The organism is Legionella wadsworthii DSM 21896 = ATCC 33877, assembly GCF_000701265.1.
GTDB lineage: Bacteria > Pseudomonadota > Gammaproteobacteria > Legionellales > Legionellaceae > Legionella > Legionella wadsworthii.
Genome location: NZ_KL370759.1, coordinates 669,316 through 688,571 on the forward strand (window position 1 = coordinate 669,316; position 19,256 = coordinate 688,571).

Here is a 19,256-nt window from a genome sequence, read left to right on the forward strand (position 1 = left end):
TGGATTGATTTATGATTATGCCAACCAATCACGAGGTGGCAAGAAATCAGTATAAAGTTTGGCTTCCGCACTATGTGCTTCAGGTTGCCAGTTATATTGCCAGGTAACTTCAGGGGGTAAAGACATTAAAATGGATTCTGTCCTCCCATTGGATTGTAGTCCAAATAAGGTCCCGCGATCATAAACCAAATTAAATTCTACATAGCGGCCTCTTCGATAGTTTTGAAATGCTTTCTCTCTTTCTCCAAAAGGATGCGATTTACGGCGAGCGACTATTGGCCCATAGGCGTCTAGAAAGTGATTACCTATGCTTCGCATCAGCGCGAAACTGTGATCAAAGCTTATTTCATTAAAATCATCGAAAAATAATCCTCCAATCCCACGAGCCTCGTTTCTATGTTTGATATGAAAATACTCATCACACCATTTTTTAAACTTGGGATATACTGCTGAACCAAAGGGTTTGCATGCGCGCCAGGCGATTTGATGCCAATGGCGGCAATCTTCTTCAAACCCATAATAAGGCGTCAAATCAAATCCGCCTCCAAACCACCAAACAGGTTCTGCTCCTTCCTTCTCGGCGAGAAAAAAACGAACATTAGCATGGGATGTAGGTACATAGGGATTGTCAGGATGGATGACCAATGAGACCCCGAGCGCATGAAAATTTCTGCCAGCTAATTCGGGACGATGTGCACTGGCTGAAGGGGGAAGTTGTTCTCCAGAAACATGCGAAAAATTGACTCCTGCTTTGGCAAAGATTGCGCCTTGGGTTAAAACGCGACTTATTCCACCACCCCCTGATGCACGTGTCCAGGCATCTTCAATAAATTGACCTTGATTATCTAAATCTTCAATTGCCGAACAAATACTATTTTGTAATTGCAACAGGTAGCGTTTTACTTGATCTATGGCATTTTCAGGAAGGGTATTGTTCTTTGACATCGCTTCAATCTATTTATATAAGTCATAAATTCGTATTTTCTCATTTATTTGATATAGGCACAACGTTTGCTCTTTACGTCCTTTGTGATAAAACATTAAATACATTTTTATAAAAACCAAGAGAAAGGTGTGTCTATTAATGCAATGAATGATTCTAATGCAGATTCTAATCTTAATAATTTCCTGGATCCCCAAGAAAAAAATAACTTAGGACAACAAGATTTTCTACGTTTAATGGTAGCCCAAATCCAAAGTCAGGATGCCTTACAACAACAAGTTAATGACGAATTTCGTTCACAATTCACACAATTTAATACCAAGGATGGCACAGATAAAATGCAAGAATCATTGCATAAAATGGCCACTTCCCTGCAATCAAATAAGGCATTACAGGCATCGGCACTGGTGGGCCGTAAAGTTCTGGTTCCTAGCAGTATTCTACAATTAGGTACGGAGGGCTCTTCTAAGATGGCCGTGGATGTTGGACCAAATCTTAGTGATTTAAACGCGTTCATCTACTCAGAATCGGGTGATATATTAAAAATAATTCCTTTGGGACAACCTGCTATGGGCTTGTGTCATTTCAGTTGGGATGGTACAGGAAATAACCATAGTCGAATGCCAGAAGGGAAATATCCAATTGAAGTTTATGGAAGGAGTGGTGGAAAAAGAATTTTTTTAAAAACGATGGTGTATGGAAATATAGACAGTGTAAGCCTTAGTCAAAATGGAGAAGGTTTAAAATTAAATGTATGCGGAATAGGCCAAGTTTCATTAGATCAGGTTCGACAAATATCTGTTTAAAAATGAAGTATTGAGACATTTACTTATTTTATGTCGGAGGGTTAATTCGGAACCAATATTGGGCAATATCAATTCGTCTTGTTATCCAAATGTCTTGAAATTTCAGAAGATATTCTAGAAATTTTCTTAATATAAGACAGCGATCGGGCTTCCCGCTAAGACGTGGATGTAAACCTATGGTCATCATTGCGAGACGCTTTTCTTGATAGAGATATTCAAATGTATTGATTAAACAATTATAAAAAGCATTGGAATCAGAAAAACCTGGAGTTATTGCAAATCGAAAATCATTACAATCCAATGAGTAGGGGATAATTAGATGGTTATCAATATAATAAGGCAATTCATCAGCATAGCTGTCTGAATCATAAATAAAATTCCCGATTTCAAGTAAAATCTCACGTGTATGTTCACTTTTTCGCCCTGTGTACCAACCTCTTGCTTTGTGCCCGGTTAATTTTTCTATGGTTTCTATACATAATAGGACATGTTTCTTTTCGATATTCCTGGGAATATTTGAATAGTTTATCCAACGCCATCCATGACCTGCTACTTCATGATGATGTTGTGCCAAATATTCAGAAAATAATGGGTTGAGTACGAGAGCATGTCCAGTAACAAAAAAGGTTATCGGAATTTTGTAATGATCAAATAAGCGTATCAGCCGCCAAATACCCACACGACTGCCATATTCATAAAATGATTCTATACTTAGATTTCTTTTCCCTTTGGTTTGAGAAATAAAGGGGAAATCGGCACCCAGGGATTCTGCTTGTGCATCACCAAGGATGGGGCTTAATTCAGAGCCTTCCTCATAATTTATTACAAAGTTAATGGCAAGTTTCGCATTATTTGGCCAAGTAAAATTACTATCATTGGGGCCATAGCCCACTAAATCCCGCATATTTATCCTAATTCAAATGTTGTCATTCCATAAATTCCTTCAATTGCTATGTCCGGCGGTCCCTTTAAATACATCCGTGCAGTGGCAAAGACTTTATCCATGTTGTATTTTTTAACCAATTCGACTGCAGAGGGATTATTTTCCGGGATATCAAGATAAACAATGTCATTCTTTGCGTATTGAATTAAATGCTGGAACAGACTTTCAGCAATAAACGCATTATCTGCAAATAGAGGACCTATTTTATAGCCTTCAAAACATTTCCGGATAACTCCATAGCCTTTCAATTGGTTTTCCTGAACATAACCTAAACCAAATGCAGTATCCTGGTTTATCCATCGGCAGAGAAATTGTTCTCTGGATGCAGGAAAATACCGCCTATCATATTGAATTAATTGTTCCTTAGGAGTCGCTTTGAGCTGCATCAAGTGGGAATTGTATTTGGGTGCATCGATCGGTGAGTGATCTAAAGCATACCTTGCATTATTGTGGGCAAATTGATAACCAATTTGAGCATAGGTATCAATCATATTTAAGACACCATCTATACCTGCATTCCGATCACCAACATAAGCCAACCGGGCATGGGTTAATTCGATTCCATAACCTTGGCCACGATATTTTCTGTCCACCATATATAAGCCACAAAATGCAAAAGAATCGTCATAAATTACAGCGGATCCGACTGCAATAATTCGATCATTTAACTTACCAGCAAAAAAACCGTTCGGATCGGTTTGATAAAAACATGATGCATCATTTAATCCGGGATTCCAGCCTTCTTTTCGCGCCCATTCCACAGCGATTGTCACCTCTTCTTGGGTCATTTGTTCAATATGGTATTTAGACATGATGCTTACTTTTTAAGTGCTGATACAATAAATTAAATATTAAAGTTGGGACTAAAGCAAATAGGCTAAAATTCTCATTGTTTAATCAAAAGGATGGGTACTAAATCATTTATTTTCATGTATATTATGATTCTTATTATTGATATATGTAAGGAAACATTATGAAGTTTAATCTTAGGAATACCTTAGGGCCCTTATTTCTTATTCTTTCCTGTCCCGTTTTTGTGATGTTGATGTGGTATACGAATACTCAACTTCAAGGATCTCTCTCTGCACTGTGGCAGCTGTTGACTCAGGACGGATTTCTGCAAACTGTAGTCACGGTATGGAAACCCTATTTTTGGGGTTCTTCTACTGCCTGGAATATGATTTTTATTTTTGTTGTATTTGAACTTGCTTTAATGCGTATTTTGCCTGGAAAAAAATTTAGCGGCCCCATAACCCCCCATGGGAATGTCCCTACTTATAAAGAGAATGGGATTTTGGCTTTTGCCGTGACCATCATGTCTTTTTGTATCGCGTCGTTTGGCTTCAATTTATTTCCTGCTTCTATACTTTATGACAATCTTGGGGCGCTTTTTGGTGCATTGAATCTTTTAAGCCTCATTTTCTGTATTTTTTTATATCTTAAAGGACGTTTCTTTCCTTCTACAACCGATTCAGGGATAACGAATAACTTTTTATTTGATTATTATTGGGGCACTGAGCTTTATCCTCAAGTATTAGGGTGGAGCATAAAAAAATTCATCACTTGCCGCTTCGGAATGATGAGCTGGGGTTTATTCCTTATTTCCTACTGTGCGAAACAATCAGAATTAGATGGTTTGTCCAACTCCATGGTTGTCTCGGTCTTATTGCAATTTATTTATCTGACCAAATTTTATATTTGGGAAAAAGGCTATTTACGTTCACTGGATATCATGCATGATCGTGCAGGTTTTTATATCTGTTGGGGCTGTATGGTATGGGTTCCCTGCGTGTATACTTCCCCAAGTATGTATCTCGTGCATCACCCAATCCATCTATCATTTATATGGGCAGCGCTTATTTTAATATTGGGTTCTGTAAGTATTATCATAAATTATCTAGCTGACAAACAAAGGTTAGTTGCGCGGGCAACCCACGGTGAGTGCAAAATATGGGGTAAGAAACCTCTTACGGTATTGGCTCATTATAAAACTACAGAAGGACATAAAAAACAAACCATATTACTTGCTTCGGGTTGGTGGGGAATCGCACGTCATTTTCACTATATTCCAGAACTAGCAGGTACCTTTTTTTGGTCCGTGCCGGCATTGTTTGAGAATTTTGCACCCTATTTTTATCTTTCCTTTTTAACAGTTCTGTTATTTGACAGGGCCTTCCGGGATGATAAACGTTGTTCTGGGAAATATGGTGAAGATTGGAAGAAATATTGTGAACTGGTACCTTACAAAATTGTCCCTCCCATCATTTAAAATCAATAAATATTAATAAGGCACGTATGGTTTACTTGCCATACGTATGCCGTTCGGCCTCGGACAACTTATCTAAAATTTGGGTATTGAAGCATAACATGCAAATAGAATACCCCAGAGATGTATGTAATCGCCCACTAAAATATTTCTGAGGTACCAATGGGGTAGTTTTTTATTCTGAATATCCCTTTGTAAATATTGAATAACGGGAACAAAAGCTACTACAAAAAAAACCATTAAGATATGATAAATAAAAACCAGTTCCTGAGTATTACTATAGAGGATGGTTTTATATTGTATTTTCCAAGGTGTGATATAAATAACAAGGAATGAAACGCAAAAAACTTTTCCTATACTGTATAAGTCAGTCATAAACGGTAGTTTTTTCCGGTAATATAAAATTTCTTTTTCTGATGAACTAAGCGCATTAAAGGACATGGACTCAATGAGTGCGCTTGCCAAAAAAAATACGCAAAAAATATAGATGCTGGTTGCGGTTACTTGGGGCATAAGGATATATATCCGCTTAAAGATACCCAGATGAGATTTGTATAATTTTATCACAATGTGAAATATATGTCCGATTTTTATGTGTGAATTGGTATATATAATGCGGAATCATTTTGTAAAATAAAAAAATATATGGAGTCAAGTCTGTTTTTTTAAATTTTATTTGTTAAGATAGCAATGCCTTATTTTCTTTTTAAATATCCTGTCTGTGGATATTTTTTCAATGTGAATCAATCCTAATAAAATAGCTAAATAGAAAACCGTCTTCTTGACCTTTATCTATTTATCTTTTTAATCAAATTTTTCTTTTAGTTATTCACATTTTCTGTGGATAAGTCTGTTCATAGTCTGTCAAACACCTTGTAAATATTCAAAATCGCAGTGATAAACGTTATTCTTTCAATGTATTAAGAATAATGTGTCAATTGTTTATTAACTCTCCAGGCTCGTTGGAAAGAGGCAGGAGAGAACGACATAATTTGAATCACTTCCTGTGCAAGTAAATAGAACACCTGTCGGCTCATTACCATTTTCCGAAACTAATATTTGATGCATTAATTTCATTCCCCCAGCATCATGACATGCACTGGATAAAGTATTAAAAACATTACCAATCGTTTTTATCTGTCCGGCACTCTCATAAGCTTTTTCACATTGAGGAGATTGGCCGCTAGGGGCTGATAGTGCTTCTTCAGCATATGTATTTTGATAAAAAAATAAAGCGAGGAGACACAGTCCTTGATATATTTTCATAGATATCATCCCTGTTCGATTATTTTATTTTATTATAGGTTTGAAATTGAAAAATTGAGAAATTTCTTTTCATAATACTTGTCAAAATTAAAACAACATGGCCGGTGCTGAATGGCTCGCTCATTAGTCACTCACCTTTAGATTAAATATACAATTTTTAAATTAGTTACAGCACCTGACTGCCTAGAAAATACTTGCAGCAGCTACACCTGTTGCTACTACCGCTTTCGTAAAGAAACCATCACCAGGTTCCAACCGTTTTTCATTGTTTCATAAAGATTTAATCTCTTCCTGTAAGTGAGAATTTTTTATGGTTTTCTCCTTTAACATACCTTTAGAAAAATGGACAGACGGCCATAAAAAAATTGGTCAGAATCAGGATGATAAAGCTAATTAGAACCCTTTCGATTCATTTTGAAATTGAGATGTCTCTATAGTAGGGGATGTTTCTGAAGCACTATGCTCGAGATTGACCATTTCTATTTCCTTCATTGAGGCTTGGGGATCTATGGATGTTATTTTAGGTGAATTCAAAATAGGGCGTAATGCTGCTGAATAACTGCATGAAGGATGCTCATCATAAAATTTAAGAGATTCCTCAAGTATGATTAATTTATTTTCCTTTTCACGCTCTTTCATGATTTTTTCATCTTGACGTTTAAAATAAAGTTCTAAACCCCATTTGATAACTCCAAATACTGCTAAACCTACACCAAATCCGATTAAAACGGGTCCCAGAATTGGTGGGGCAGCTAGTGTTCCGAGTAATATAACCAATCCCACAACAGACAAAGTCAGAGCGCCTGCACCTAGTGCTAAATTCACAGTAGATTTTGCTATGGCTTCTTTAGCTATAATATGGTTGCGTTCTAATTCATGTAAGGGCTCTGTAAGGGTTTCAACTTCTTTATCCAATTCAGCAATATCTTGTTGAATCGCACTGATAACTCCTATAAAGAAAAATTTACTTATTGTGTCATCTTCTTTTTGTTGAAAAATTTTTATCATTTGTGCTAAATAGATAATGAGTAATTGTCTGTCCTGATATAATTGAAGGAGCTTGGTTACTTTATCTTCTTCTGGAGGTATTAAGTGTAAGCCCATAGTATTACGAATGAAGTTGATAAACTTTTGTATCCCATTTACTTTCTCTGAGGGCACATATTTTTGGGGGTCACAAATGTGTAATATAAAATCTAATTCTTCCTCTGCATGAGCATGTGACAAAATGGATTGTTTCTCAATTAGATGTTGTAATTCTAAAGCCCGAATTACTAATCGTTCTCGATACTTCTCCTCCTTTAAAGTATCAAAATCACGATTTTTTATTAACTCCATAAAAAGTTTCTTTTCATTATAAGCTTTATTAGTCTGAGACCTGCTAATGAGAGAGCCTATAAAAGAGACTCCTTCTATGAGGGTAGCTAAAGCAGAAACGGCTACACCAATTCCCGCGGCGACGATTCCTCCTAAAACAAAAGCAGTGATGCCAAGGGCAGTAGTACCTAAAAGTATAAAAGAAGCTAAAATTTTATTCGCGATTGAGCTTTTCTTATCGGTTAATGTAGTAATGGCATTAGGAATAACAGCAAACATTTGAAATGCAAAACCTGTAATTCGTAACTCTTCAGCTGCTTGTAAAATAGGAGTAAGGAGGCCGAATCCTTTTTGTAGCGCCTCAACAAGATACTGAGCTAATTTGCTCCTCTTATGAACCGTATCTAAAAAAGGTTTCTGTTGTTCCTCTGCATCTTTTATTCTTATCTTTAAAGCTTCCATAGCTTGGGACAGAACCATATGTTTTTTATGTGGGTATGGCATTCTCGTTATAAACGTATCAAATGTTATATAATAATTATAGTTCTGCATTCCTAATGGACAAGCTAAATACAATGGAATGCAAAAGACAACAAATTGCAATATTGAAAAACAACAATGAAGGATAAAAAGATGTACCAAATGGCTTTTATAAGGCTAAGTGGATCTGTGTTTCAACTCAATTGGATTAAGGTAGATCCATACCTGCATTCCTGGTCTTTACAGATTTTTTCATAAAAATTAATAGAACTAATGCCGTTTGGCCTATCGAATTATGGTGCAGTGCAACGCTACATCACCCTATAAAATCTTCTATAAAACAAAAACTTATCAATATTTTAATAAAAAGATTAAATCTTTTTTATAGTGAATTAAAAAAACTCATTATCTTTTTGAGATGATTTTGTATAGGCCCTATTGACGCTGACTGAAAAATATGCAAAATTTATATTTAATTTGCACTTTAGTGTAAGGTTTGTGGGTATTTTTTTAAGGTAATTGATTATGGATTCAAGTTGTAAGCATGCCAAACTTTCCTTGTTTAGCGCAACAGCACTATCTGCAACGGCCATGGTGGGCTCTGGATGGCTTTTTAGTGCCCAGCTTAACGCTAAAATTGCAGGGAACTATTCTTTTCTTGCATGGATTTTGGCTGCATTATTGGTTATGGCTGTAGGGTTATGCCTTGCGCAAGTCGCATCAATCTATCCAGTCCGTGGAGCTACTGCTCGCTCCAGTGCCTTATCACACAATAGTATCTTTGGTATGCCTTTTGCATTTGCCAATTGGTTTGGATTAATGGTTACTATTGGTACAGAGGCTCAAGCGACAACTCAATATTTAGCTGCAGCGCTTAAAAGTAATATGTTGATTGCAGATAATGTTTTAACTTTATCCGGTAAATTGTTCGCTTTAAGCATTTTAGTGATTTATTTATTTATCAATTACTTTGGAATTAAATTATTAGCCAAAATTAATAATACTGTAACTGTAATTAAAATATTCAGTCCACTTTTTACTATATTTATTTTCTTGATTATGCGGTTTGATACCAGCAACTTTAGCTTACCTTCTAATTCACAATATGGAATCAGTTCCGCAATTACTGCAATAATTTCTGCAGGATTAATCTATTCTTATAATGGATTCCAATTGGCGGTAGCCTTTGCCAGCGAAATCAAAAATCCCAAACGAAATATTCCATTATCGATTGTTCTATCCATAGTCATTGTCATGTTTGTTTATATGTTATTGCAATTATCGTTCATGGGCGCAGTACCCCATTCGATGTTGTCTTCGGGTTGGTCGGCTCTTAATTTTCATTCACCCTTAATTAATTTAGCCATGTTGCTCGGTGTTAATTTCTTGGCAATGATTTTAATCGCTGATAGTGTCGTCAGCCCATCAGGTACAGGATATTCTTATTTGGGTGGTGCATCTCGAATGTTTTATGCTATGGCAAAGGAAGGGCAAATGCCTAAAAAAACAATAAGTAAATTACATCCGCAATATAATCTCTGTCGCCGTTCCTTATTGATTAATTTTACCCTGACTGCAATATTTCTCTGGAACTCTGACAGTTGGGCTTCACTAATGGTTATTGTTACTGGATATCATTTAATTGGATATATGGCTGCTCCAATTAGTATGGGCGCCATTAAACCCAGCACCCGATTTTTTGGTATCATCATCTTTTGTATTCTGGGTATTATGATGAGTACCTTACCTGCGAATGATTTTCTAAAAATGAATTTGTCGATTTCAGTTCTAATGGTAATTTATGGTGCAGTACAAATTGCGCGTCAAATGAAAGTTTCCACTTTATTGGTATTATCAACGCCTTTTATCACCTATTTATGGCTAATATATTTTTATCAAAATATTTATTATATTTTAGTCATTTCCGCTATATTCTATCTGTTAATTACACATAGGGAATATGTCAAATTGTGTAAAGACACGCAAGTCATAGCGGATGATATTGCCGACATCCATTTAAAACTCAATGAAGTGCAGCAGGCTTGACGAAGATTCCCGTATTCAACTAATGCGGGTATCTTTATATTTTTTCAGCAACGACTAAATATTGATGCCAATATTTGAAATAAGAACCTGATGCATCTACTCCAAAATGTTCTTTTTCATCAAGCCATAATATTTTAAATGGGATAAATAAATTATCCAATTCTTCCGGGGTCAAAAAAGTCATATCTGAATCTTTATTAGGATACCAATCATCCTTTATGCCAAAAAAGGCTCCAGAAAAAATTCCCTTTGGAGACAAAGTATTCAAGATTATTTCCCAAAACGGATAAAAGAATTCTCTCTTTACAAAGGGAAGACTAAAGCTTGCATTGATTAATTGACAAGGTGGTAGGTAACGTATCGTCTCAAATTTGGCTATCTTTGTCACAAGTTTGCTTTTCAAACTTTGAGGACATGAATTTTCTAAAGTAGACAGGGCATCAACTTGTGAATCAATCGCCAAAACTGACCATTTATTCCTTAAAAGCTCAATTGAGTCATTGCCCGCCCCACAACCTAAATCAATGGCAAATAGAGAATTGTTTAAAGTTTTTCTGTCGTGAAATAGTTCAATTGCTTTCACTACAGTTTTTCTAGGAATTGTTAATTGTTTTGTTTTTTTATAATAAATATTCCAGTTGCTGCAATCCATAAAATTCTCTTGGTAGTTACCAAATGGTAACTAATTGACTGTTTTAAATAGCTTTTATAATCTCATAAGAGTGTTTTGAGTCAATAATGGAGAAAAAAATGAAAGAGAAAATCATAAAAAAAATAGTTCGCAAAAAAATGCTCCAAAGAAGTAAAGGTTGGTGTGGCCCGGGAACCTGTATAGGTTAACTAAGAAGGCACATATAAATCCATATTTATTTCCCGCGAACAAGTCTCGGGGTATTGTGGCGTAGTGAAGCGTCTCACCGAATGCAAAGGGTACGGCCAATAACCTCAATAGCCATGCGGTGGGACACTCTGATGTTCAGCAAACATAATGGCTTCTATATTTTTTTCAGTCCATGCAGTTAATAATTTTAAAATAGTTCCTAATTCTTTTCCTAAAGTAGTCAAAGAGTATTCAACTTTCATGGGTAACACTGGAAATGGGCATCTAAAAATAAGACCTAAACGCTCTAATTTATTTAATGATTGAGTCAGCATTTTTGGAGATATTCCGCTTATTTCCCGTTTTAGTTCACCAAACCGTAAAGTCTTTTGAAGTAAAATGCTGATAATCAAAATGGACCATTTATCGCTTATTTTTTCTAATACATTATGCGAAGGACATCGATCATTGTAAACCGAGAAATTTTTAATCATGAGTGCAAAATCCTTTTAAGTTAGGAATAACATCATTTATTGCTCCCATAATAGAGACCGAATTAGAGATATATCAAGGTTTATTTTGGATTCAGTAAGAGCAGGGTGCCATTTCAATCTGCTTGCAGGTTAAACATAGATACTGTTTTTTTTGCTCCTCACTTATTTTATCAATACAAGCATTCTGCCTATGACAAACGATAGCTCACCTATGTTTTCAAGATAAATATTGCTTAAAAAACTGTTCTATAATTATACAGGCCGGGCGTTTTAAGGAGGAGGCTATGCCAAAAATACAACCTGGAGGACAAATTGGACCCAATAACGCAGGAAAAATGATTTTGCGTGGTTGTTTTATGAACGTGTCGCAAGCTTGGATGGAGGAGAAATCTGGCCCTATAGGAGCTATCTTGCTTGATTACCTGAATAATCGTTGTAATGAAGCAACCCCAATCAAACTAAACTATGGAGAAGCAATTCCTCCCCATAGGGAAAAGGGGCCTTTTTTAATAGATATTGAGTTCACAGAAAATGTCGTAGCCAAATTGAAAAATTTAGAACTAAAAGGTAATGAATTAGCTCAAGCTTCTCCAGATGAAATTTATGACCAAGTAACGGATCAGGTAATGAGAATTAATCAAGAGATATTAAAATATAAATTCCAATGCGACCGAGAAGGGATTAGCCCTATGTTTGTAGGTATTCCGGACGTAATTATAGAAAATGTCAAATCTCGAGATCCTGTCACTCATGCGGAAAGCTTAAATTGGGAAAATATCTATGAGAGCGAAGAGAAAGAAGAAAACTTGGATTTATTTGAAGGGATGACTCTTCGTGAATCGAGTTATGAACCTCCAGATTTATCTTCACTCAGTAAAAAATAATCAATTTCAATACAAGTATATATTGTGCTAAATAAGCGCTCATATGTTGATCCAAAAAAATAGATAACTCCATTAAAAGAATTTCTCTTAATAAAACCTTAATTTTAGGTGTTTAGAATATAAACTATAAGCACAATAAATGCGCTTTAATTAATTTATTATTAAGGATACCTACGTGAATAAAATTTTCTCTTTATTTCTTTTCATGATCATTGGATTATTCTCTGTTCAAGCTAACGCAAAAATTATTAAACTTAGCCCGAACGAAACGAAGGTGCTGGCAAATAACTCACTTTGGACGCTTAATGCCACATGTGTCGTACAAAGTTCACAACCTAAAAACAGCAAAATCAAAGTATATGTAACCAAAAATAGCGGTACTATAAATGGAAAAACTATATCCGCGGGACATGGAACTCTAATTCATGTGAAAAACAACAGCAGTTTATCTGTAAGTGCAGAGTCTGGGACTCAAATCAATCTTGTCAATTTAGGCTCTAGCCAGCTAGAAGCTGCTTGTTCTACCTAAAGATATCAGAAAGGAAAACCCTGTTTTGATACGAACAGGGTTTTTAATACATATTTCGCATTTTCTATATACTAAGCACTCTTAATCCATTGATGTATAAAAGATTCGACGCATCGAAGCTTCTTACAAAAGCATGAATGACACGTAGTGAGCATAATCTTTAGAAATCTGCTTCCATGAGGAAAATTTGTGATAATTGCCTTTTTTGCAGCATTGATGCTAATATGATTGAATGAGAAAAAATCTTGCACTTGTTTTATTCTTACTCATGAGTGCGCTCTTTCTTGCGCCACTCAAACTTCCAACGTGTCCTTTTCAAAGTGCACCTGCGGCCCTTTCTATTGCAATCACCCCTTGTTCGGCACAACAAATAATGAGCAATAGCTGTTTCTCGGCTTCTTATTGGTTTCAGGAAGAATTCAACACCAAATATTTAAATGTCATCGCAAATCTGATTGGTTTACTGGGTTTTTTAATCATCTTTTCAAAATATATTTCACCTCAGGATGAGATTTACCGTCCTCCTATTAAATCCTTAATTTAGTTTAAATAATTTAAAACTTAATTTAAGGAATCAAAATGAAAAAAATAATTTGGTCATTCTTTATGGCATGTATCTCTTTTTCTGCTTTCGCATCCGGCCTTAATAATGCTAATCCGGTCGATGCCATGTTGTTTATACAAAATCATAGTCCTGTTTTTTATTTGGCGGCTTTCTTCGGTCTTGGAATTTTATTGGCATTTACTCCTTGTGTATTACCGATGGTACCCATTCTTTCGAGTATCATCACAGGACAGGGATCCAGTAATGGGCGCAAAGCTTTTAAATTATCCTTAGGATATGTCTTGGGAATGGCAAGCACTTATGCTATTGCAGGAATGATGGCTGCATGGTTTGGTTCCACAATACAAACATTAATGCAGCAACCCATTATTATAGGAGGATTTAGTATTGTATTTTCGCTCATGGCTTTATGGTTATTGGGTGTTTTTGAATTGCGCACTCCCGCCTTTAAAGCATTAGGCTCGAAATCTGTCCGTCAGCACGGGGTTGTCTCAGCAATTTTAATGGGTGTTTTATCCACTCTGATTGTATCCCCATGTGTCACCGCACCACTGATTGGTATTTTAACCTTCATCGCGCAAAGCAAACAGGTCGTCCAAGGAGGCCTGTTGCTGTTTGTATTGGCTTTAGGAATGGGACTTCCTTTACTGCTCGTAGGGGCAGGATTGGACCGATTTTTACCTAAATCAGGTTCTTGGATGATTCGCATCAAGCAAATATTTGCCATAATGATGTTCGCAATGGCTGTTTGGTTATTAAGCCGAGTGGCACCTGCATTTTGGATCAGTGTACTGTGGATGCTGGTTTTAGTTTTGGCGGCATGGGTTTTTGGCGCTTTTCGTCAGGAGCATCATTTGAGCGGAAAATTGTTACAAGGAGTGGCGCTTTTATCGATGATGGGAGCGGGGGCTATGGCATATCAAGCCTTCATTCCTACTGATGTAAATCATACAGTATTAAAAGCACCCTTTATTAAAATTCATAGTCTTGAGGCGTTGAATTCTACTCTTGCTGAAGCCAAAGCAAAAAATCAACGAGTATTTATTGAATTTTTTGCTGGGTGGTGTAGTGATTGCCAAGCTATGGACAAACATGTTTTTAATCAACCAGAAGTCATTGAGGCGATGAAAGGTTCAATCAATCTTCGGGTGGATATTAGTAAAAAAACTGATGCTGTAGTTAAAATGCGTGAAGCATTTCATGTTTATGGTATCCCAACAATGTTTTTTTATGATCGTCAGGGGAAACAGCTGACCGGTTTAAGTTCCGCTGGTCAAATATCTAAAGAAAAAACATTGGCGCTGTTTGCAGAATTTAACAAATAAGTAATTCTTACGAAAACATTGAAACGGATAACCTGATAATGAAACCAACCCAGGATTTTTGCAATACAAGATCCTGGATTGGTTTCCTTCCTCAGCCCTGAGACTTTCAAATAAAGAGTAGGAATGGGCATTACGACATCGCCTAAGCCTTATTTAACGACACAATTTTAATATTTTATGGATTATGAGTATCTTTTTGAGAATGTCGCTACCTGTTGAAACCAATCAATCATTGGATCCTCTGTGCAGATGAATAACTTTTGCATGACAACTCATTAAAAACGTTTCATTTAAAAAATACTCTCGAAATAAATTGCAAATGAGAATTATTATCGTTTATATTGTTAATGATAATGATTCTCATTAACTTGCGAATTCATTTAAATCAATAAAAGCTTTCTATTTACGTTGCCATGTTGAAGACAACAAAAGGGGTAAATAATGATTTTCTCGAATTCAATTTCTAATAAACTAAGTGACCAATTAAGTTCTTTATTATTCGAAATGGATTTTTCCGTGACACCCAAACAAATGAAACGCTTTCTGCTGGATTCATATAAGCAGTGTTTTTATCGTTTACAGAGAGCGGCTATTGCGGAAGGATTAATTCATTCTCATATAAACAGTCAATCCATTGATTCCTATCTTGCTCTCCTACAATTACATTCTAAAACCACTAAAAATAATTTTAAAAATTGGCATTTATTACAGGAAGAATTAAATGAAAGTATTGCCAATCAAGCTATGGCACTTGCCTATCAACATCAATGGCATAAAAAAATTAAGCAAAAGGCGAAATCATATACAAGTTTATGGTCCTGGTTAATTGACCAATTTGAGCAGCAAAACATGCTTGGTTTTTTAGAGCAATGGGGTTGTATGGGACATCCTTCTCATCCTAACTTTCGTGCCAAGATAGGTTTTAACCGTAAAGAAGTGGCGATTTATTCTCCTGAGTTCAATACTGAGGTGAATGTAATTTGGGCGGCAATTCATCACTCATTGGCCTTTACATCCGCTTCCAAATCTGTATTTCATTGGCTTTTTAGCAATCATTTTACAAAAGAATACAATTTGTGGCGTGAATCTTTAACAATAAAAAAATTGAAATTTGATGAGTATTACCCGCTACCTATTCATCCTTGGCAATGGACTCATAAATTACAGGCACTTTCAAAAAGTTTTGCGAGGGACCAGTTTATACTAAATCCAGTGTATCAAAAAACGAAACCTTCGATGTCATTTCGAACCATGATGCCGCTGGCAAAGCATAGTCCTCATTTAAAATTGGCTGTTGGTGTTCATACGACTTCATCTATGCGTACTGTTTCTCCGGCATCAGTATGTAATTCGTCTCACTTATCACAATGGCTTAATGAGCTGCTTGCACAAAATCAATTTTACAAAGGACGATTATTTTTAGCGCGTGATTTGGCTGGCATTCATGCTTTGCATCCTTCAATTTCCAATGAGGAGAAGAAGCATTTTGGTCTCATTATTCGTGAAAACCCGTTACAATGGATAAGATTAAACCAAAAAATTGTTCCCCTGGCTGCTTTATTTAAACGCTCCCCTGTAAGTCAACGTTTTTTATTAAGCGAAATCATTGAGCATAGCCAGAGTAATCCAGTCAGTTTTTTTAGAGAATATTGTCAATGTGTTTTGAAAAGTCAGTTACATTTGTTGCTATGTTATGGGATAGCATTAGAGGCACACCAACAAAATACTCTGATTATCTTTCAAGCAAATCATCCATCAGGAGTTATCCTAAGGGATTTGGGAGGTATTAAGATTTGTAGCCACCCTTTCTACGACAAAGTAGATAAACCCACGCTACATCCAGACTCAACCATAATCTGTAAGGAACTAAGTGAATTATCCAATAAATTCATACATGGCAATTTATTAAGTAATTTGGCTTATGTTATTGATTGCTTGACGGTGGATTATAAACTTTCTAAGACCATGCTCTGGCAAAGTGCAAGACAAATTGTGAATGATTCTTTAGAAGTTTTTCGTGCAGAAACAGATCCCAGAATTCATCATTGGCACCGAAAACAATTGTTATTTGAGCCATGGCAACAAAAATGTTTGCTCTCCATGCGACTGCATGAAAATCAAAATGAAGATTTATTTTCTAAAATAAAAAATCCTTTGAGTAAGACCTATGCCTAGATCAATCCAATGGTTTCTTTTTTTAAGTCAATTCTTTATTATTTTGGCTTTAGAAATGACGAACCCATTTTTGTCTTTGCTGATTGCAAACCAAAACGAGGTTGTGCCTCAAAATGCAGTATTTTACAGTATGCTCGGTTTGGTACTTCCTATGCTTGCTCAAATCCTTATGGCGCCGATTTGGGGTAGGGCAGCAGATTATTATGGGTATAAACCTATGTTGATGCGTGCAGCCTGGGCTTTAGTATTCACTCAATTGGCCATGATGTTTGTCCATTCCTTAATATGGATTTTAATTATCCGGATTCTACAAGGGGCTTTTGCGGGCTTTATTGTTTCCATGCAAACTTATTCATTAAGCCTTTGTGAATGGCACAATAAAAGCAGGCAATTGGCTCGATTACAATCCGCTAAAGCAATTGCTACGACAATCGCTGGATTCATAGGCGGAGTTGTTCTGAGTTTAACCAATTATAGAGGGTTATACGGAATCTCAATGTTTATATGCTTCTTTATATCTCTCACAATGCAGTGTTTATTGCCCTCTGTACAAGGAAATATGAAAAGCAAATCAGAAAAAACATTACCTGTGAGTGCTAGCCCCGTTTACTTTCTTTGCTTTTTAATTACCTTCACTCAGATCATTAAATTTTTACCCGATCCAGGATTTACCCTATTTGTTCAGGATTCTTTGTCAGAAAATTTAGTCCTAATCGGTTTACTTTATTCATTTCCAGCTGTTGGCATGCTCTTAAGTTCGGAATTATGCGGACGGCAGTTTGATAAAATTCGCTCAAATTCTGGATTAGTCCAACGCTATCTGGTGCGATACAGTTTATTAGGTTTTATTCTTATGCTAGGCCAAGCAATGACAATGAACCTTTATCTCTTTGCTTGTTTACGTATTCTTTGGGGTATTGTTCTAGCTGCATTATTGCCTGCTTTGTATGCACTTTTAAGTGATCGTTATTCCTTACCTGGTTATGCACTCGGTTTGGCTCATTCTTTTGCTAAATTGGGGAATCTTCTCGGCCTGGTTTTAGGTGGTTTGCTGATTAATTTTCTGCCTTTCAATGGCCTTTTTCTCATTATTGCTTTTTTTTATGTTTTGTTTGCGGGGATTTCCTGGAAGTTTTATTGGCTTTTTGTACCACCAAAACAACAACAAATTTCCACACTACATTTCAGTAAAATATGAAGAATCAATCTTACATACTGATCTTAGCGACTTGGTTTTTGGGTAATTTGGATATTCATTTTTTTACCCCCGCTTTACCCAAGATTGCTGGATTTTTTGCTGTGAAACAGAATATAGCCCAATTAAGCATTAGTCTTTTTTTACTGGGAAAAGCGATTAGTATGATTCTTTGGGGAATCCTCTCTGAATATTTTGGTAGAAAACCAATTTATATTGGCGGATTATTTTTGTTCATCCTCTCTAATTTTTTTGCTGCTTTAAGTACCTCCATTCTGATCTTACTGATTTTTAGATTTCTTCAAGGATGCGCAGTGGGGGCAACAATACTTATGGGTAGGGCGATGATCAATGATACGCAAGATGAGCAAAGAGCAACCCGATCCTTCGCTTGTTTTTTTACATTGGGTGGTTTTTTTATTTGTTTTTTACCTTTTTTAGGGGGACTCCTAAATAGCTATTGGAGTTGGCAAACTGCCTGTATAATCGTTGCAGCTTATGCTTTGCTGCTATTGCCTTTAAGTGTTTGTATCAAAGAAACCAAATCTCCTCATATTTATCGATTAAATAAATACATGCTCATTAGTGTTTTTCGACATCCGATTTTTATAGGTTATCTCTTAATATCCGCACTGATGATGGCGGGAGAATCGGCTTTTAATACTTCTGCTTCATTTATTTTGATCCAAAACAGCCATTGGACTTTCATTCAATATGGTTTTGCCAAAACGGGTATGGCCGTGATGCATTTAGTGGGAACAGCATGCTGTGGATTATTGGTTCAATATTGCTCAAGCAGGAAGTTGGTCGCGTGTGGTGTTTATATTTTTGCATTTTCTGCGACTCTCATGTTCCTATTTAATATTTTCTTTAATGCACTTAATCTTAATTTTATAATTCCCATGATGATCTATTATTTTGGGACGGGGTTTATTGTTGCGAGTGCTACTTCAGCTGTTGTACGACCTTTCCCGAAACAAATGGCCTTTACCCTGGCGTTAACTCTATTTTTCCAATTCAACTGTTCTGCTTTATTTAGCTTTATTGCAGGCGCCCTCGGTATAGTAGATACGCAATCATTTATGTATCTACTTTGTTTTATCAGTTTAGTTAGCCTTATTGTTTTGAACAAACTAAAACATTTTGAAAGATTAGTATCAAGGTATAGCTCGAGCACCTGTTCAAAATTAAATTTATAAATA

At 36.0% G+C, this 19,256-nt stretch carries 18 protein-coding genes; 10 read left to right on the forward strand and 8 right to left on the reverse strand.

Features of this window, described 5'->3' with window-relative positions; genetic code table 11:
• Positions 1–15: 15 nt before the first annotated feature.
• The gene (gene hemF, locus BU07_RS0109060) at positions 16–945 is read right to left on the reverse strand and encodes an oxygen-dependent coproporphyrinogen oxidase (RefSeq protein WP_031565349.1); all 930 of its coding nucleotides are present in this window, start codon (positions 943–945) and stop codon (positions 16–18) included.
• A gap of 129 nt (positions 946–1,074) precedes the next feature.
• Here hemF and BU07_RS0109065 point away from each other — a divergent pair, with 129 nt between their 5' ends.
• On the forward strand, positions 1,075–1,749 hold the full coding sequence (locus BU07_RS0109065) for a flagellar hook assembly protein FlgD (protein WP_031565351.1): 675 nt from the start codon (positions 1,075–1,077) through the stop codon (positions 1,747–1,749).
• A 28-nt stretch (positions 1,750–1,777) separates the two neighbouring features.
• Here BU07_RS0109065 and BU07_RS0109070 read toward each other — a convergent pair whose 3' ends face one another.
• A complete protein-coding gene (locus BU07_RS0109070; protein ID WP_031565353.1) occupies positions 1,778–2,653 on the reverse strand; it encodes a polysaccharide deacetylase family protein in 876 nt (291 codons plus the stop codon).
• A gap of 2 nt (positions 2,654–2,655) precedes the next feature.
• Entirely contained in the window at positions 2,656–3,504 is an 849-nt protein-coding gene (locus BU07_RS0109075) for a GNAT family N-acetyltransferase (protein ID WP_031565354.1), read from the reverse strand.
• A gap of 161 nt (positions 3,505–3,665) precedes the next feature.
• On the opposite strand from BU07_RS0109075, the gene BU07_RS0109080 reads away from it, so the two are divergent.
• Entirely contained in the window at positions 3,666–4,961 is a 1,296-nt protein-coding gene (locus tag BU07_RS0109080) for a phosphatidylethanolamine N-methyltransferase family domain-containing protein (protein WP_031565357.1), read from the forward strand.
• 72 nt (positions 4,962–5,033) lie between these two features.
• Here the strand turns inward: BU07_RS0109080 and BU07_RS0109085 are convergent, their stop codons facing one another.
• The 3 genes from BU07_RS0109085 to BU07_RS0109100 form a co-directional block, all read right to left on the reverse strand.
• Positions 5,034–5,471 (reverse strand): hypothetical protein, encoded by a 438-nt coding sequence (locus BU07_RS0109085; protein WP_031565359.1) that lies wholly within the window; start codon positions 5,469–5,471, stop codon positions 5,034–5,036.
• Between the two features lie 432 nt (positions 5,472–5,903).
• Positions 5,904–6,224, reverse strand: coding sequence for a hypothetical protein (locus BU07_RS0109090; RefSeq protein WP_031565361.1), 321 nt, complete (start codon positions 6,222–6,224; stop codon positions 5,904–5,906).
• Between the two features lie 393 nt (positions 6,225–6,617).
• On the reverse strand, positions 6,618–8,045 hold the full coding sequence (locus BU07_RS0109100; protein WP_031565363.1) for a T4SS effector SidA family protein: 1,428 nt from the start codon (positions 8,043–8,045) through the stop codon (positions 6,618–6,620).
• Positions 8,046–8,546: 501 nt separating this feature from the next.
• Here BU07_RS0109100 and BU07_RS0109105 point away from each other — a divergent pair.
• On the forward strand, positions 8,547–10,067 hold the full coding sequence (locus BU07_RS0109105; protein ID WP_031565365.1) for an APC family permease: 1,521 nt from the start codon (positions 8,547–8,549) through the stop codon (positions 10,065–10,067).
• 34 nt (positions 10,068–10,101) lie between these two features.
• Here BU07_RS0109105 and BU07_RS0109110 read toward each other — a convergent pair whose 3' ends face one another.
• Both BU07_RS0109110 and BU07_RS0109120 read right to left on the reverse strand, forming a co-directional pair.
• Positions 10,102–10,719, reverse strand: coding sequence for a class I SAM-dependent methyltransferase (locus BU07_RS0109110; protein WP_031565367.1), 618 nt, complete (start codon positions 10,717–10,719; stop codon positions 10,102–10,104).
• Positions 10,720–11,012: 293 nt separating this feature from the next.
• The gene (locus tag BU07_RS0109120) at positions 11,013–11,381 is read right to left on the reverse strand and encodes a winged helix-turn-helix transcriptional regulator (RefSeq protein WP_031565368.1); all 369 of its coding nucleotides are present in this window, start codon (positions 11,379–11,381) and stop codon (positions 11,013–11,015) included.
• Positions 11,382–11,665: 284 nt separating this feature from the next.
• On the opposite strand from BU07_RS0109120, the gene BU07_RS0109125 reads away from it, so the two are divergent.
• From BU07_RS0109125 to BU07_RS0109155, 7 genes are all read left to right on the forward strand, one after another.
• Positions 11,666–12,265: a hypothetical protein gene (locus BU07_RS0109125; protein ID WP_031565370.1), complete on the forward strand. Its 600-nt coding sequence runs from the start codon at positions 11,666–11,668 to the stop codon at positions 12,263–12,265.
• A gap of 175 nt (positions 12,266–12,440) precedes the next feature.
• Entirely contained in the window at positions 12,441–12,794 is a 354-nt protein-coding gene (locus BU07_RS0109130) for a hypothetical protein (RefSeq protein WP_031565372.1), read from the forward strand.
• Between the two features lie 232 nt (positions 12,795–13,026).
• On the forward strand, positions 13,027–13,338 hold the full coding sequence (locus tag BU07_RS0109135; RefSeq protein WP_031565374.1) for a hypothetical protein: 312 nt from the start codon (positions 13,027–13,029) through the stop codon (positions 13,336–13,338).
• Between the two features lie 35 nt (positions 13,339–13,373).
• On the forward strand, positions 13,374–14,684 hold the full coding sequence (locus BU07_RS0109140) for a protein-disulfide reductase DsbD family protein (protein WP_031565376.1): 1,311 nt from the start codon (positions 13,374–13,376) through the stop codon (positions 14,682–14,684).
• A 441-nt stretch (positions 14,685–15,125) separates the two neighbouring features.
• On the forward strand, positions 15,126–16,859 hold the full coding sequence (locus tag BU07_RS0109145) for an IucA/IucC family protein (RefSeq protein ID WP_031565379.1): 1,734 nt from the start codon (positions 15,126–15,128) through the stop codon (positions 16,857–16,859).
• On the forward strand, positions 16,852–18,057 hold the full coding sequence (locus BU07_RS0109150; RefSeq protein WP_031565380.1) for an MFS transporter: 1,206 nt from the start codon (positions 16,852–16,854) through the stop codon (positions 18,055–18,057). Before BU07_RS0109145 ends, BU07_RS0109150 begins: the two co-directional genes overlap by 8 nt.
• Complete coding sequence (locus BU07_RS0109155) at positions 18,054–19,253, forward strand: MFS transporter (protein WP_031565383.1); 1,200 nt, start codon at positions 18,054–18,056, stop codon at positions 19,251–19,253. The genes BU07_RS0109150 and BU07_RS0109155 overlap by 4 nt, the downstream gene beginning before the upstream one ends.
• Positions 19,254–19,256 lie beyond the last annotated feature (3 nt).

Coding starts and splice junctions, on each gene's coding strand:
- hemF (WP_031565349.1), bottom strand. CDS start 945: ATGTCAAAGAACAATACCCTTCCTGAAAATGCCATAGATCAAGTAAAA.
- BU07_RS0109070 (WP_031565353.1), bottom strand. CDS start 2,653: ATGCGGGATTTAGTGGGCTATGGCCCCAATGATAGTAATTTTACTTGG.
- BU07_RS0109075 (WP_031565354.1), bottom strand. CDS start 3,504: ATGTCTAAATACCATATTGAACAAATGACCCAAGAAGAGGTGACAATC.
- BU07_RS0109080 (WP_031565357.1), top strand. CDS start 3,666: ATGAAGTTTAATCTTAGGAATACCTTAGGGCCCTTATTTCTTATTCTT.
- BU07_RS0109085 (WP_031565359.1), bottom strand. CDS start 5,471: ATGCCCCAAGTAACCGCAACCAGCATCTATATTTTTTGCGTATTTTTT.
- BU07_RS0109090 (WP_031565361.1), bottom strand. CDS start 6,224: ATGAAAATATATCAAGGACTGTGTCTCCTCGCTTTATTTTTTTATCAA.
- BU07_RS0109100 (WP_031565363.1), bottom strand. CDS start 8,045: ATGCCATACCCACATAAAAAACATATGGTTCTGTCCCAAGCTATGGAA.
- BU07_RS0109105 (WP_031565365.1), top strand. CDS start 8,547: ATGGATTCAAGTTGTAAGCATGCCAAACTTTCCTTGTTTAGCGCAACA.
- BU07_RS0109110 (WP_031565367.1), bottom strand. CDS start 10,719: ATGGATTGCAGCAACTGGAATATTTATTATAAAAAAACAAAACAATTA.
- BU07_RS0109120 (WP_031565368.1), bottom strand. CDS start 11,381: ATGATTAAAAATTTCTCGGTTTACAATGATCGATGTCCTTCGCATAAT.
- BU07_RS0109125 (WP_031565370.1), top strand. CDS start 11,666: ATGCCAAAAATACAACCTGGAGGACAAATTGGACCCAATAACGCAGGA.
- BU07_RS0109135 (WP_031565374.1), top strand. CDS start 13,027: ATGAGAAAAAATCTTGCACTTGTTTTATTCTTACTCATGAGTGCGCTC.
- BU07_RS0109140 (WP_031565376.1), top strand. CDS start 13,374: ATGAAAAAAATAATTTGGTCATTCTTTATGGCATGTATCTCTTTTTCT.
- BU07_RS0109145 (WP_031565379.1), top strand. CDS start 15,126: ATGATTTTCTCGAATTCAATTTCTAATAAACTAAGTGACCAATTAAGT.
- BU07_RS0109150 (WP_031565380.1), top strand. CDS start 16,852: ATGCCTAGATCAATCCAATGGTTTCTTTTTTTAAGTCAATTCTTTATT.
- BU07_RS0109155 (WP_031565383.1), top strand. CDS start 18,054: ATGAAGAATCAATCTTACATACTGATCTTAGCGACTTGGTTTTTGGGT.